Here is a 15,634-nt window from a genome sequence, read left to right as displayed (position 1 = left end):
TTACGTACATAGATTATTTATACCCTATTAAATCTATCATTCACTTACCACAAAACCTTTATAAAAATAAAAAAGCAATACTATTTTATATTGAATTATTGTCATTTTCAGATGCATTTAGCATCCGTTTCTTCTTTACTATTATTCTTGGTTGAGAGATATTTCTTTCAATTTTATCATGGTTATATTCAGCTTTATCATAATAATTATTATAGTTTGACTGCTGATGTAACATATATGGATGGCGTACTGTTTGCCTTGTTGGCGCAGTATTGTTATTACGGGGAGCTTCTACCTTTTTATGTTTGTAGGACTTAACTCGACGGAAATAGTCCTTGATATCCTTTTCAATTTCTTCTTTCCCTTCGTAAATTTCCAGCCGTTTTACTGGTACCTCATCCGGAGCAAAAATTTTTGTCTTCACATGAACCTTATTTTTATAGTACTCAGGCTCAAACTCAATCCTTATGTCATCGCCAATACAAATGGCATGGCCTTTTTTAATTGTCAACTTTAACATGAAATAATTCTCATACTGCCTACTAATAGTCCATTAAAATGACGTACCAACTAAGTTGGTTACTGGTTCTAACGTAAACTCTCTTTCCCCTAGTAGATGTTCTTAAAAACTACTATTTCTAAAGCTACAGCAACTACATTTTTCATTTGTACGTTGATGTAATATTTTTTTGACAACTCTCTATCAAGATATCAAGTATCTTCTGAAATGATAAGTTCAATAACGTCCAAACCATGACTTTGCATCAGTTGAATGCCCATATCCTAAAAACTTGGTTCTCACCAAATACTGTTATTGCACATCCATAGTGAAGACATAAACATCAATAAACACTTAAAGATGAAGCAACACCCCTACAAGACTTGCCATTCAGCTCCTACTTATTAGAAGCCTACCTTTCTTCAACTAGGTCAGCGTATTGTAAAAATAAGCTGCAAGACTACCTTAAAACGGATAACTGGAGAGGCAATACTTCACAATTTAGCTATTTGTTACACGGGAAAATGAACTCAATTATCATTACTTCGAATAAAGTCATGTTGGGGGATATAAACTTAAAAAAATAATTTGAATACCATCACATTTATATATTCCTGATTGAGGACAGGTTATATCATCATTTTCTCCCCATCCTCGAAATGTACTAGTCAAAGTGATGATGTATGGACTGCTACACCGAATAGCCATGTTTCAGCCAAGTTTTTCGATTTCAAGCAGTCAATCTAACCATAAATCAGAACATTACAGGCAAACGTAGAGTAGAAAGTCAACCTATTGACTTTTACTTTCTGTCTTCGCTTGATCATTACCTTTTTCAATTGTTGCTAAAATATTCTGAAGACGTTTCACATCCCCATTAATTAATGCAATAACTAACTTTTCTTTTGGTCGATCAGCACGCGTCACGTAAACATTAATTTCATCAATTTGACTATCCATATCATATCGCCGTTGATAGGCATTAATATCTTCTTTTCTATAAATTACAGCATCCTTCAAACCCAACGATTTTGTAAAAAAAGCCAGTCGATATAAAAGTTTTTCATATTTATCATTTGGCTCTTGATCAGGTTCTGTTTCTGTAAAAGCTATCTCATACTGTCTGATGGGATGATACTTAGCACCCTGCTTAATCACATTATCAGGTATCAATGATTGCTTTGTACTATATGCCCCTGCCTGTTCCCTTATCAGCAGTAAGGTATAGTCTGAATATTTAACCTCTAACTGCTGAAGCGACTTATCATAGTGTTTTTTGATATAGCCTTTAGGAATTTTTAGAGTAAATAGCCCCATATCAGCTTTTTCAGAACCTTCATTGTTTTGTTCTGTTTTTTTGTCTCGTACAGGCCAATCTTTTGCTTTAACCTCAACATTACACCATTTATTTCCAGTACATGATTTCATGATTGGTGGAGGTTCGATTTCTTCAGCTACTGTGTTCATTACAGGTAAATTTGCTAGCAGACTTATTGTAAGCCATGTATATGTATGATGTTTAAGCATGTATTTTTAAGCCTAAAATAAGTGAAAAAATAATACCAAGACTTAGTAAGTAAAAAAGTATTCCAATGACTCGTCACCATCTCTACTCAGTATGTATATTAAAATACTGAGACTAATCTGTATTATGTTTTAAAGAGACAACACATTAATATACAAGTTTCAATATACACCAACAGCGGAGGTTTTTAGTGAGTCTCGTTTGACCTATTAAGACTCGCGCCCCCCCCAGGCAATTGCATATAAAAATAATTTGTGATGAGTATATACTGTGCCAATACAGCGCATGAATTAATTTATTCCTCCCAATACCTGTTTCACAAACCAATTCAAGCACTGCAAACCCATATTTTGCTATACCTCAATCATGATTAAATGAACATCTATGGTATTTTGACGTAGGCCAATGGTAGGTAAAGGCTGGAAAATGCACATCGAACTGTTTGCCGTAAGAGTGCGGCAACTATCTTGACAAACAGCGGCTTCCAGGGAAGGATTCACGACCTGTTCGAAGGGCGTTATGCAGATGTTGGACAACGGTGCTTTAGAAAAAAAGAGGAAGTGAGGTTAGATGCATGCTTTACATCTAACCTGGAGAAGTAAGAAATTAAATTTTAGCCTTTTTGAAGCAAACTACGTAGCTGAATTAAAGCAGCATTCGAACGAGAAATATAAGATGCCATCACTAATGAATGATTGGCTAAAAAGCCGAAACCACTACCATTTAAAATCACTGGACTCCAAATAACTTCTTGCGTAGCTTCTAGCTCACGAATAATCTGCCTCAGGCTAACGACAGCTTTTTTCTTTTCCAAAATATCAGAAAAATCCGTTTCAATTGCACGTAAAAAGTGTATCAGGGCCCAAGCTGTTCCTCTCGCTTCAAAAAATACATTATCAATCTCAAGCCAAGGCGTTTTAACTTCTAATAACTCTTTTTTATAGGTGGACTGTTTTGCCCCAGGTTCTCCTTCTAAGTCGGTATTAAGTCTGTCCTTACCAACACTCGCACTAAGTCGCTGAGATAAACTGCCCAAACGCGTTTCTACATCTGCTAACCAGTCTCTTAAGTTATCTGCACGCGCGTAAAACTGTGCATTTTGATCTTTTGGATCAGCCAACCGCTTAAGATAAGCATCAAGCTTTTTAAGGCCCTTTTTATATTCCTTTTCAGAAGATGGCAGCATAAAGCTACGATGATCAAATGAAAATTGTGGCTCAGCAACGGCCAAATCTTTGTCCTCAACAGACTGCGACTGAGAGCGGCTGAACGATTTACGCATTGCCCGGGACAAGTCACGAATTTGTACTAAAACACCAAATTCCCAACTTGGCATGTTATCCATCATTACACTGGGAGGCATGACATCATTTGACAGAAAACCTCCTGTTTTATTTAAAAGAGTTTCTGTAACATGTTTAAGCGTGTAGGTGGTAACATAACCAGTAACAACTTGATTCCCTTTTTGCTCTGCATAGTTTTTTGCCGCAAGGTCTACATCAAATAAATCTGGCTCTGTGTTCCAAATAAAGCCTAAGATGACAACAGGCAGAACCAGTACCACACAAATAATTCCAATGACTTTACCTAAGCGTCCTTTTCCAAGTATCCCCAGCTTTTCACCTACAGTGAAAAACGCATCCTTTATGCTGTCAAGTACCATAATTTCTCTCTAATTTAGTAATAAGTATTCAGAATTATACTGTGCCTAACTTACTTTACGACTCATCACTAGAAGACAGTCTAATCTGAACTTTAGGTCGTTTACCCGCCTGTTGTTGTACAATAAACTGCTGTTCATCTGTATTAATAGATAACTGCTTTAGTATCCATTGACTATCTGCATCAGTAGGACTTACCAAAAGGACCTCTTGCACATTGTTTGCAAGATATTTTCTTATAGACTCTAAGTAATGAACAATAATTGGTGAGCGAGCTTGTAGCAAATCAGTATCCAAGAAAAACTGCAATTTTTCTTTTGACTGCAGTGACATAATTTCATTTTCAAGGCTCTGCAGTAATTTATGCTTCTCATCGACTGACTGTGCTCTTAATAATAAAATTTGCGCTTTCGCAAGCCTTTTTTTCTCTACTGCATAACGAATCATATTTTTGTAACGTTTAACAATGCGCTCAATTCCAAGTTGTGCTTCAATATTATCTGGCTGCTGCGTCAGAACTTCTTGGTAGTAATTTAAAGCATTGTCTGTTTTTGGGGTTGTCAGTCGCCGTTCTTTAAAAGCATCTTCGGCCTCCAATAATAACCAAGCTATACGGGACTGCATCCGTTTGTGTTGAATATCATTATTCTGAACCATTTCCTGAGTAGATTGTGAATCATTAGCTGGAAGTGCCTGGTGGTGACATCCTGCTATACCCCAAGCTAGAAACAGTCCCACCAAAATATGGATCACATAACGATGTTTATGAATTTTCTCCATTAACACGCCTTTTATCATAACAGTGGCTTTCGGGCAGTAATTGAGGTTAGAGTAACATAATGCATGTGAGACCAGTTGAGTCAATCCATCTTATAACCTATAACTATCAAGACAAAGCAATAAAAAGCTTCACTCGTTTGTTAAGCTAGACTCGTACACGGGATCAAATGATGTCATTTAATATGGGCTGTCCGTTGTATCATGACCGAGCAAGTTTCTAAAGAATCAATACAAAAGTCTACAGCTCGACTAAAGGATCATTTTGCTCAACGCGTTACCAACAGGGCACGCCAAGTTATTGAGTGTTGGCACCGGATAAATGTCGACCACTGGACTAAACAATGGTTAGAGGAGTTTAATCGAGCGAATGAAAAACTTCTAAAGTATGCCAAGCGGTTTGATCAAGAGAAACATGCTCACATCGCAGAACAGATCTCAGACATTCTACAAAATTTTGACAGTAACAGTATCCCCAACAGTGATACAATTCGTAAACTCAACCACCTAATCTCAACATTAAGTCATACAGCCCTTCGTAAAGGCGACTCTAACGCCAAACCTACATCAATTCCGTCAACAAAACCTGTTTATATTGGTATGAACCACCCAAGTCTTGCAGGAAAACTACTGAAGCAAATGGATTACTTTGGTATTCGAGCCAAGGCTTTTTTTGCACCTAGAGACTTTTTGAACGCATATCATGCTCGACATCCAGCTGTTATTGTCATGGATGTCGACTTTGGCCGTCAGCGCCATGCAGGTATTGACTTGATTAAAAAGATTCAGGCTGAACGTGATAACCCTTTTCCCGTATTGTTTTACAGTCACGATATTGATGATATTCGAACACGATTAGAAGCAACCCGTGCTTTTGGTTGTGAATTCTATACCCGAGGACTTGAAATAGGCCATATCATTGACCGTATTGAGCAATTAACCCGTGTTGTCGTCCAAGACCCCTATCGTGTGCTTATCGTTGATGATTCAAAAGCACAAGCATATTTCACTCAAAACACACTGAACAAGGCAGGCATTATCACAGAAGTCATCACTAAACCTCTTGAGGTCCTTGATGCCTTAGAAAAGTTCGATGCTGACTTAATTATTCTTGATATGTATATGCCTGAGTGTAATGGTATGGAGTTAGCTAAAGTCATCCGCCAGCAAGAAAAATACGTCAGCATTCCCATTATCTATCTTTCCGCAGAAGCAGATGTAGACAAACAACTCATTGCGATGAGTGAAGGAGGAGATGACTTTTTAACCAAACCAATTAAGCCACATCACTTAATATCTACAGTTAGAAACCGTGGAGAGCGAGCCAGAGCATTACTATCTAGAATGATACGCGATAGTTTGACCGGCCTTTATAATCACACCTACACATTACAGCAATTACAAAATGAAATTCTTCGATCAGAAGAAAACCAAACGCCACTCGCCTTTGCCATGATAGACATTGACCACTTTAAAAGTGTGAATGATACTTATGGGCATCCCATGGGTGACCGAGTGATCAAAAGCTTAGCGCTATTTCTTAAGCAGCGTTTGCGAAAAACAGATACGGTAGGACGTTATGGTGGAGAAGAATTTGCTGTGATCTTACCAAATACCCAACAAGAAAATGCTTTAGCTCTACTCGATGATATTCGTACACACTTTGCTCAATTACGCCAACCCGCCCACCCTGAAGACCTACAGGTTACATTTAGCTGTGGGGTTGCCATGCTTACGGAAGACAATACTGAAATGCTATCCTCCCAAGCAGACCAAGCACTCTATGACGCTAAGCACGCGGGTCGAAATTGTGTCCGTATATATACGCCTCCGGAGGAAAAGGGGTCGCCATCAAACAAACCTGTAGCTTCTGCCTCATAGTATCCTGCAAGTTTTTTAAGTTGCATACGGTCCATAACATAGTGACTACGCAGTAACTTATTAACATCCCCCTAATACTATAAAGCATTTACATACGCGTTTATGTTAATCTGTATAGCATCAGGAACTCAGCAAAAGGCCGCAAGTCAAAACCTCAAACATTTATGGTGACGGAACCCAATAACCAATGAAAAAAAGCCCTCCCCTCCTGCAACTTGCTTCTTTACTACTTTTATTAGGACTTTTGAGTCCACTAACACACAGTGAAGGCTTATTTGACCGCTCACCTTTTAGCAACTCATTCAATACCACCGAAAACAGTGAGTTTTTACCTGTTGAAGAAGCCTTTCAAATTCAGGGCTATGTTGACGGCGAAACGGCTTATATAACTTTTAGAGTCACTCCAGAGCATTACCTTTACAAAGGCCGATTTCGCTTTGCGATTCAAGATGAAGGAATTAACTATACAGCTCCAATTATGCCAACAGGAAAGGTCAAGTTTGATCCTTTCCAACAAAAAGAGGTAGAAGTTTTTGAGCATGATGTCACCATCAAGCTTCCCTTGAATCAGCAAACAGACTTACTCTCTTTAGCAGCCACATTCCAAGGATGTGCTCAAAAAGGACTTTGCTACCCTCCCCATACTGAAAACTTGGCACTAACCCCTCAACCTCCAACAGGCAATGCCTCACCAACAACCTCCACAGATCAGCCCCAGATAAATACAGCATCCTCTCAAACGATACCCAACACACGCATCATCCCTGCTTCGACGGCACCTGTTGCTGCCAGTTCGTCTCTTGAAGCAGAATATACAGAGCTATTAAGTTCAGGTAATTGGTTTTGGATTATTCTCATGTTTGCTGTCGCAGGTTTGGGTCTTAGCTTCACCCCCTGCGTTTTCCCTATGATGCCCATATTATCCAGCATCATTGTTGGTGAGCACCAACGCGGCCAGCTATCTCAACGCCAGTCCATCTGTCTAAGCTTTTGTTTTGTACTTGGTATGGCCATAACATACACCATTGTTGGTTCACTGATGGGCTCACTGGGAGCAGACTACAACCTCCAGGCCCAGTTCCAGTCACCCTGGCTACTCATTCCTTTTGCCTTATTGTTCGTTTTTCTAGCACTGGCTATGTTTGGCTTTTATGAACTTCAGTTACCTCAGGTTGTAAGAGACAGGCTTGATCGCGTAATGAGTAAGCAACAGGGAGGCAGCTATCTCAGTGCAGGTTTTATGGGGGTTTTCTCTAGTTTACTTGTTTCTCCTTGTGTTTCTGCACCACTCATAGGCATTCTGTTATTTATCTCCCAGACAGGTGATGCCACTTTAGGCGCCATTAGCTTATTTAGTTTAAGTGTTGGCATGGGTATTCCTCTACTGCTTATCGGAGCAGGAGGCGCAAAACTATTACCCAAAGCGGGTAACTGGATGAATGCGGTTAAAGCGGTTTTTGGGGTTCTATTACTGGGTGTAGCTATATGGCTCTTAGAAAGGTTAATCCCTGGCCCACTCACACTTATGCTGTGGGCAGCTTTATTAATTTGCAGTGCAATTTACCTTGGAGCTCTCAACTTTTCACTAAAGACCCGGTTGAGCGCCTTATGCCAAGGAGTTGGCATTATCCTACTAATTTATGGATCAACGCTCATTATTGGTGCAGCACAAGGTAATCATGATCCACTAAGACCTCTAGCAACTACCTCTGAAAAGCTAGCCACTCAACGAACAAACTTCACAACAGTAACATCAACCCAACAGCTCACTCAGGCCATCACTCAGGCCAGCACCCAAAAGAAACCAATTTTAGTCGACATCTACGCCGATTGGTGTATTTCCTGCAAAGTCATTGAACGAGATGTGTTAACGAAGCCCGAAGTTAATGCTTTATTAAGCCAGTTTATGCTGGTCAAAGCCGATATTACTGACAACACAACAGACCATAGCTCTCTGTTAAAACAATACGGTTTGTTTGGTCCTCCAGCCTTGCTTTTTTTTGATCAACAAGGTAATGAACTCTCCACTCTTCGCTTACAAGGTGACATTACAGCCCAGTCTTTAAAAGATCGTCTAAGTTCAATGCTCAATTGACGACAATTCAAGCCAAGTTCAATAGAAAGTAAACAATAGCGGCTAACGTGTAGTTATTTATTAACTATCTTGCAGGAAAACATATAAATTGGCATTCATTATGGCGGTAACGTGCAGTAACAGACGATAACTGGACAGTTCTTTTTCTTTCAGGCAGAATCTGCGCCTTATCATTATCGTCAGCAAGTTCGTTGTAAGTCTGAGCAGTTAAACATCAACTGTCATTAAATATGTAATGACACGTTCTTGTGCAACTATAGATCAAGAATACCGGCTAACTATACTAGCCAGCTTTCAAGGGCTTACACACTCACACAAATGTAAATATTCTAAACCCCTCAGTTTACTTCTTCTGGGGACAACCAAGATAATTTGGGGGCTCTCTCTATGGCAACCATTCTTGTTCTCCATGGACCTAACCTTAATTTGCTGGGTAAAAGAGAACCCACAATTTATGGGTCAACGACACTTGACGATATTAACCAGACATTAACAACACTTGCTTTGGAACATGGCCACCACCTGCAGGCAATGCAAAGTAATGCAGAGTATGAACTGATTGACCGTATTCATGATGCCGCGAATGAAGGTATTCATTTCATCATCATTAATCCTGCGGCATTTACGCATACGAGTGTCGCATTACGCGATGCATTATTAGGGGTCAATATTCCATTTATTGAAATTCACCTATCCAATGTTTACCAAAGAGAGCATTTTCGACATCAGTCTTACTTTTCTGATGTTGCGAAAGGGGTGATATGTGGATTAGGTGCACAAGGTTATGAGTTGGCTTTGCTTGCTGCTATACGCCACATAGAGAACCTTGCACTTGACTAAATTGCTAGCTTGAAGAGAGCACAGACTATGGATATTAGAAAAGTCAAAAAACTCATTGAGTTACTGGAAGAATCCGGTATCGACGAACTGGAAATAAAAGAGGGTGAAGAGTCTGTACGGATTAGCCGTCATTCTAATCCTATACCTATAGCACCGACTTATGCAGCAGCACACTTACAGCCAACAATGCCAATGGCAACAGCATCTACTGCTGCTATCCCCGCCACTGCGGAGGCTAAACCCGCTGAAGACAAGCCTGAAAAACCAGTGCTTAATGGCCATACCGTTCATTCACCCATGGTTGGCACATTTTATCGCGCACCATCACCAAGTTCCCCAGCTTTTATAGAGGTTGGACAGCATGTCAAAGTAGGTGATGTGTTGTGTATCGTTGAAGCGATGAAAATGATGAACCAAATAGAGTCAGACAAAACAGGTACTGTTGAAGCTATTTTGGTTGAAAATGGCCAGCCTGTTGAATTTGACCAACCTCTGGTGACAATCGTCTAAGCGCTTAATGCTTTCAACACAACTAACAACGCAGGATCAACATCATGTTGGAAAAAGTGCTGATTGCCAACCGTGGTGAAATTGCACTACGGATTCTGCGCGCCTGTAAAGAACTCGGCATTAAAACCGTCGCAGTTCATTCAAAGGCCGACGAATCCTTAATGCATGTTCGACTAGCAGATGAAACAGTATGTATTGGCCCAAATAACCCTGCCGGTAGCTACTTGAACATCCCCGCTATCATCAGTGCCGCAGAGGTTACTGATGCAGTTGCCATTCACCCTGGCTATGGATTTTTGGCGGAAAATGCAGATTTTGCAGAACAAGTTGAGAAGAGTGGCTTTAAGTTTATTGGTCCGACTGCTGATGTTATTCGTCTAATGGGCGACAAAGTATCCGCTATTAAAGCAATGCAAAAAGCAGGTGTACCCACTGTTCCTGGTTCTGATGGCCCACTCACAGATGACAAAGAACGTACTCTGCAAATTGCCCGAGAAATTGGCTATCCCGTTATAGTAAAAGCATCAGGTGGTGGTGGTGGACGTGGTATGCGTGTTGTCCACAGCGAAGCCCACTTACTCAATGCTGTCAGTGTGACACAGTCTGAAGCGCTTGCTGCTTTTGGTAATGGCATGGTGTACTTAGAAAAGTACTTAGAGAGACCTCGCCACGTTGAAATCCAGATATTAGCGGATGGCCAAGGCAGCGCAATACATCTGGGAGATAGAGACTGCTCGCTACAGAGACGCCATCAAAAAGTAATTGAAGAAGCACCGGCACCAGGCATCCCTGACAACTTACGCAATGATATTGCTATGCGCTGCGTAAAAGCCTGTGTTGATATTGGCTATCGTGGCGCTGGTACCTTTGAGTTTCTTTATCAAGATGACCACTTCTATTTTATTGAAATGAATACTCGGGTTCAGGTAGAGCACCCCGTTTCTGAAATAGTCACTGGCGTTGATATAGTTAAAGAACAGCTCAAAATTGCCAGTGGAGAGCCTTTATCCTTTCGTCAGGAGGATATCACCATTAGTGGCCATGCTATTGAGTGTCGGATTAATGCTGAAGACCCAAAAACATTTATGCCGTCACCAGGTCCTGTAAAGCATTTTCATGCACCTGGAGGCTATGGAATTCGTGTTGATTCACACCTTTACACTGGTTACACGGTTCCCCCTTATTACGACTCATTAATTGCCAAGCTTATTGCTTACGGTGGAGATCGTGAAGAAGCCATCAAAAGAATGCGGAATGCGCTTGATGAGCTTGTTGTGCATGGCATACGTACCAACACACCTTTGCATATGGACCTAATGCGAGATAGCAACTTCGCTGCAGGTGGTGTCAATATTCACTACCTTGAGCAAAAATTGTCTCGCTAAATGGATATATCTGCCATTTTCTCAATTTAATAAGAAAATGGCAGATAGTTAAAACTGGCATAACAGGCTATCAGCCTGTTGTTCCTTCCTCTTTACTTACCATGAATTTATCCTTACCCTGCCCGGCAAAATCATAAATTAAGGTTACTCGTATGTCTTGGGTTCAAATAAAGCTAGAAGTTAACCCGAAAATGGTTGACGAACTTGAAGACCAGTTACTGGCACTAGGTGCTTGTTCGGTCTCTTATGAAGATGCCCAAGACAAGCCTGTTTACGAACCTGAACTTGGTACTACACCTCTTTGGGAGAAAACAGTTCTTATTGGTCTTTTTACTGCAAACACCCCAATGGAACTTGTGATAGCCAGTTTGGAAAATTACTTTTCTCCTGAGGTAATGCCCCAATACCGAGTCGAAATAGTTGAAGATAAAGATTGGGAAAGAGAATGGATGGGACAATACCACCCAATGCAATTTGGTGAGCGTTTATGGATTTGTCCCAGTTGGCTAGAACCGCCTCAGCCAGAGGCAGTCAATCTTCGACTTGATCCAGGTTTAGCGTTTGGTACAGGGACACACCCAACAACAGCAATGTGTTTGTCCTGGTTAGATACACAAAACCTTAGCCAACGCGATGTCATCGACTATGGCTGTGGCTCAGGTATTTTAGCTATCGCATCATTATTACTTGGTGCAAAGCAAGTCATGGCGGTTGATAATGATCCACAGGCATTGCAAGCCACGGCAGATAATGCTCAACGCAATCATATCAACCCTGAGCAGTTACACATTTATCTTCCAAATGACTTTCCTAATACGACAACCGATGTATTAGTGGCTAATATTTTAGCAAAACCATTAATTGATTTGGCACCAAAACTTGCACCACTTGTCAAAACCAATGGTTTAATTGCGTTATCTGGTATTTTAATGGAACAAGCGGATCAAGTTATTGCAGCGTATGCACCTTGGTTTACGCTGGAGTATTTCAAAACCCAGGAAGGTTGGGTTTGTCTGGCTGGACGAAAAGCTGCCACACGTTAATTGGTATAACCTTGTTAGACTGTCAAATAAGCAGGTTCCACAGAGCTTTAAAAGCGTCTAACTTAAAGTATACCGTGGCTGAATTATATTTTTTTACTCCTTTTAGCAAGACATTTTAAATTTTGACGATCTTTGGTTAGGGCTACATGCATCTATGGTGAGTACTTGGGTAACCCGCTGTCCCCAGTGCGGAACCTCTTTCCGCCTTACAAAAAGTCAACTGAATGCTGCGAATGGCTCAGTACGCTGCGGCTCTTGCATGCATGTATTTTTAGCCACTAACTACCTTATTCCAGACAATCAGACGACACTTGCAGGGTATTCAGAAAAATCATCAACCCCTAATACTCGATTTGACCAGGGCTTACAACGTGCCTTTGATGTTGAAGATGATTTATTAGAGCTGGAAGAACCTTCAACTGAAGAAACTGAACAAACCTCTCCCCCTGACACTCCAACTTCACCTACTTTAGAAGAAGACTCATTCCATAACGTAGACGAGTCTTGGGCACTCGCTTTATTAGCTGAATTAGAACAGGAAGAAGAGCTAGAGGAAGCTCGTGTTAAAAAGTCTCAAGAAAAAAATAATGCTCGCCCTTCGCATTCGCCTAAAAAAGCAGTACAACCTGCTTATGCGACGAGTAATGATTCTTCACAAGCAGCTACTATTAAAACGTCGGCTCAATTTCAGTCAACGTTTCAGCCTACAACTCAAGAAAATCAAGACGAAAAAACATCGTCTAAGCAAGCGTTGCCCTTTAGCACTCAACAAACAGCTGATACTAAGCCTGAAACAGTTAAACCTTTACCAGCAATACAGGCCAATGAAGCACAAAAGCAGGTAGATGCACAGCCTAGCAATACACAAATATCATCTATCTCAGCGGTTACAACTTCGACAACGATTAGCGAAGTACCAGCAACAGGAAATACAGCCAAACCAGAACCAAGCTCAGCTGATGTATTCAACATGCCTGATACAAGGCAACAGGAGCAGACTGACTCAAACACTAGTGCTACTCAACCAGAAGATCAAACTGCTTCTGCTCCAACCTTCAATTGGATTAAAAGCTCCAGTAAAGAAACTCCAACTCAACCAGCAACATCGTTACCTAGTGCTGAGCCAAAAGAGAAAGCTGGGAGCTCTGTAAAATCATCACTTTCTAAACCTAAGCAAAACAAGCCAGTAAAACGTCCAAAGACATTATTACCAGAGGAAGAAGATGAACCTGTTATTGAGGATATTGAACAACCTGCAGCGACAGAAACAGATGCTGAAAATTCTTTTTTACTCAATGAGCTAGCATCAGATCCATTGGAGCTTGTTCTTCCTGAAAAACGTAACTGGTGGAAAATTTCTGCTTGGACACTTGCCAACTTAGTCCTCGTTGCAGGACTTATAGTGCAGTATGGCTGGTTTAAATTTGATGCGCTGGCACAGGATGAGCGCTACCGACCTTACTACGCCAAAGCCTGTCATTATGTTGGCTGTAAGCTGCCCACTCGAATAGATATCAACAAAATTAAAGGCAACGAGCTTTTAGTCAGAAGCCATCCTCGTTATCCGAACGCATTATTAATTGATGCCATAATTTTTAATCAGGCAAACTTCGCTCAGCCTTTTCCCACAATTAAACTCACCTTCTCTGATATTAATGACAATGTCATCGCATCTCGAGGGTTTAAACCTGTAGACTATCTTGCAGGGGAGTTAGCAGGGTCAAAAGAAATGCCAGCTCGTGTTCCTATTCACTTATCTTTTGAAATTGTGGACCCAGGTCCTAGCGCTGTTAACTACCATATGACGTTTTTACAGCGTAAATAGCCCTGAATTCTATTGATATTAATCCATATCATTAAGTCCATGCTGTTGCACAAGTGCTCTCAATTTAACCAGTTTTTTAGTGAATTTTGCTTTATAAGAAAAACACAACAGAGTATGATAGCGACCCCCCACGTTATCGGTGGTATCCTGAACAGCGACTGTAGTTGTCGAAACTTTGACCAAATCTAGTTTCTCGACCATGTGAAGTGTATTCACCAGTTTCACCCATTGTTGAGATTGGTAAGGCCCGTGTTTCAAATTGGTTCTTATAAAATATCCGTACCCGTTATTCTTGCCCCAATGGCAGGAGTAACTGATCGACCCTTTCGCCAATTATGCAAGCAATTAGGGGCAGGGCTTGTCGTCTCTGAAATGGTGACTGCCAACACAAAACTATGGAACAGTCGAAAATCCAGGCTACGGCTCGATCATGAAGGGGAAGCTGAACCCCGAGCAGTTCAAATTGCCGGAGGTGATCCTGATATGATGGCTACCGCAGCTCGACTTAATCAGGAAACTGGTGCTCAAATCATTGATATCAACATGGGGTGTCCAGCCAAAAAAGTCTGTAATAAAGCGGCCGGATCAGCATTACTAAAGGATGAAGTATTAGTTCGCGATATTCTCACTGCTGTCGTCAAGTCAGTCGATGTGCCTGTTACATTAAAATTTCGCACTGGCTGGAGCCCTGAGCACCGTAATGGGGTAACAATTGCCAAAATCGCTGAAGATTGTGGAATTCAAGCGTTGGCCATTCATGGTCGAACAAGAGCTTGTGGCTACAAAGGTGAAGCAGAATACGATACCATCGCGACCATCAAACAGTCTGTAAGTATTCCTGTGTTTGCCAACGGTGACATTTGTTCACCGGAAAAAGCAAAAGCCGTACTAGAGTATACCGGAGCTGATGCAGTAATGATTGGTCGTGCAGCTCAAGGACGACCCTGGATTTTCCAGGAAATTTCTCATTACTTGCAAACAGACTCACTCTTAGCACCGCCGAGTCTACATGACGTTGCAGCAATATTGCTTAATCATCTGAACCACCTATATACGTTCTATGGCGACTATATGGGCATACGTATTGCACGCAAACATGTAGGTTGGTATCTGAGGGCGCATGCAAGTGGCAATAAGTTCCGCCAGCATTTTAACCAGCTGGAAACCACAGCCGCTCAGCGCGCAAGCGTTCAGGAGTACTTTGAACGTTTACTTAATGGAGAGGACATTGCGGCATGACTGCATCTGAAATTATAATGAAAGAACACACTTCCGCGACTGACAACACGCTTCTGCGCCAGCATTTAACCAGTCCGGTTGAGCAACAATCGCAGACACTGCGGGATAGCGTGGAAAAATCCCTGGCTAATTATTTTTCCCATCTGGATGGCCAGGACGTAACTGATGTATATCAAATGGTGTTATCAGAAGTTGAAGCACCTTTACTGGAAGTGGTCATGGCCCATGTAAAAGGTAACCAAACCAAAGCATCTGCTATTTTGGGTCTAAACCGAGGGACACTCCGTAAAAAGTTAAAACAGTACGGGTTACTGTGATAACAACTAACGACAAAAGGCGGATAACAATCCGCCT

Annotated in this window: 14 protein-coding genes; 9 read left to right on the top strand and 5 right to left on the bottom strand. The window is 41.1% G+C overall.

The window, feature by feature from the left end; genetic code table 11:
- Positions 1 to 85 precede the first annotated feature (85 nt).
- The 4 genes from KCG35_RS07650 to KCG35_RS07635 form a co-directional block, all read right to left on the bottom strand.
- Complete coding sequence (locus KCG35_RS07650) at positions 86 to 520, bottom strand: carbon storage regulator (protein WP_215819092.1); 435 nt, start codon at positions 518 to 520, stop codon at positions 86 to 88.
- Positions 521 to 1,291: 771 nt separating this feature from the next.
- On the bottom strand, positions 1,292 to 1,966 hold the full coding sequence (locus KCG35_RS07645) for a hypothetical protein (protein ID WP_215819091.1): 675 nt from the start codon (positions 1,964 to 1,966) through the stop codon (positions 1,292 to 1,294).
- A 671-nt stretch (positions 1,967 to 2,637) separates the two neighbouring features.
- The gene (locus KCG35_RS07640) at positions 2,638 to 3,687 is read right to left on the bottom strand and encodes a DUF2333 family protein (RefSeq protein ID WP_215819090.1); all 1,050 of its coding nucleotides are present in this window, start codon (positions 3,685 to 3,687) and stop codon (positions 2,638 to 2,640) included.
- A 55-nt stretch (positions 3,688 to 3,742) separates the two neighbouring features.
- Positions 3,743 to 4,465, bottom strand: coding sequence for a hypothetical protein (locus tag KCG35_RS07635; protein WP_215819089.1), 723 nt, complete (start codon positions 4,463 to 4,465; stop codon positions 3,743 to 3,745).
- A 201-nt stretch (positions 4,466 to 4,666) separates the two neighbouring features.
- On the opposite strand from KCG35_RS07635, the gene KCG35_RS07630 reads away from it, so the two are divergent.
- The 7 genes from KCG35_RS07630 (at position 4,667) to KCG35_RS07600 (ending at position 14,041) form a co-directional block, all read left to right on the top strand.
- Positions 4,667 to 6,343 (top strand): diguanylate cyclase, encoded by a 1,677-nt coding sequence (locus KCG35_RS07630; RefSeq protein WP_215819088.1) that lies wholly within the window; start codon positions 4,667 to 4,669, stop codon positions 6,341 to 6,343.
- Between the two features lie 187 nt (positions 6,344 to 6,530).
- Complete coding sequence (gene dsbD, locus KCG35_RS07625) at positions 6,531 to 8,438, top strand: protein-disulfide reductase DsbD (protein WP_215819087.1); 1,908 nt, start codon at positions 6,531 to 6,533, stop codon at positions 8,436 to 8,438.
- A gap of 387 nt (positions 8,439 to 8,825) precedes the next feature.
- Positions 8,826 to 9,278 (top strand): type II 3-dehydroquinate dehydratase, encoded by a 453-nt coding sequence (gene aroQ, locus KCG35_RS07620; protein ID WP_215819086.1) that lies wholly within the window; start codon positions 8,826 to 8,828, stop codon positions 9,276 to 9,278.
- A gap of 27 nt (positions 9,279 to 9,305) precedes the next feature.
- Positions 9,306 to 9,788: an acetyl-CoA carboxylase biotin carboxyl carrier protein gene (accB, locus tag KCG35_RS07615; protein ID WP_215819085.1), complete on the top strand. Its 483-nt coding sequence runs from the start codon at positions 9,306 to 9,308 to the stop codon at positions 9,786 to 9,788.
- Positions 9,789 to 9,832: 44 nt separating this feature from the next.
- Positions 9,833 to 11,173, top strand: a complete 1,341-nt coding sequence (gene accC / locus KCG35_RS07610; RefSeq protein WP_215819084.1) for an acetyl-CoA carboxylase biotin carboxylase subunit — start codon at positions 9,833 to 9,835, stop codon at positions 11,171 to 11,173.
- Positions 11,174 to 11,325: 152 nt separating this feature from the next.
- The gene (gene prmA / locus KCG35_RS07605; RefSeq protein WP_215819083.1) at positions 11,326 to 12,216 is read left to right on the top strand and encodes a 50S ribosomal protein L11 methyltransferase; all 891 of its coding nucleotides are present in this window, start codon (positions 11,326 to 11,328) and stop codon (positions 12,214 to 12,216) included.
- Positions 12,217 to 12,370: 154 nt separating this feature from the next.
- The gene (locus KCG35_RS07600) at positions 12,371 to 14,041 is read left to right on the top strand and encodes a DUF3426 domain-containing protein (RefSeq protein ID WP_215819082.1); all 1,671 of its coding nucleotides are present in this window, start codon (positions 12,371 to 12,373) and stop codon (positions 14,039 to 14,041) included.
- A gap of 18 nt (positions 14,042 to 14,059) precedes the next feature.
- On the opposite strand, the gene KCG35_RS07595 is transcribed toward KCG35_RS07600, so the two are convergent.
- Positions 14,060 to 14,257, bottom strand: a complete 198-nt coding sequence (locus tag KCG35_RS07595) for a hypothetical protein (RefSeq protein ID WP_215819081.1) — start codon at positions 14,255 to 14,257, stop codon at positions 14,060 to 14,062.
- A gap of 33 nt (positions 14,258 to 14,290) precedes the next feature.
- Between KCG35_RS07595 and dusB the strand changes: the two genes are divergently transcribed.
- Positions 14,291 to 15,280 carry a tRNA dihydrouridine synthase DusB gene (dusB, locus tag KCG35_RS07590; protein ID WP_215819080.1) on the top strand — a complete coding sequence of 330 codons (990 nt, stop codon included), beginning with the start codon at positions 14,291 to 14,293 and terminating at the stop codon, positions 15,278 to 15,280.
- On the top strand, positions 15,277 to 15,597 hold the full coding sequence (fis, locus tag KCG35_RS07585; protein ID WP_215819079.1) for a DNA-binding transcriptional regulator Fis: 321 nt from the start codon (positions 15,277 to 15,279) through the stop codon (positions 15,595 to 15,597). The genes dusB and fis overlap by 4 nt, the downstream gene beginning before the upstream one ends.
- Positions 15,598 to 15,634: the final 37 nt, after the last annotated feature.

It is taken from the genome of Zooshikella harenae (assembly GCF_018837975.1).
Lineage (GTDB): Bacteria > Pseudomonadota > Gammaproteobacteria > Pseudomonadales > Zooshikellaceae > Zooshikella > Zooshikella harenae.
The sequence above is the reverse complement of the archived record's forward strand: the minus strand, read 5'-3'. Positions and strand labels throughout refer to the sequence as shown.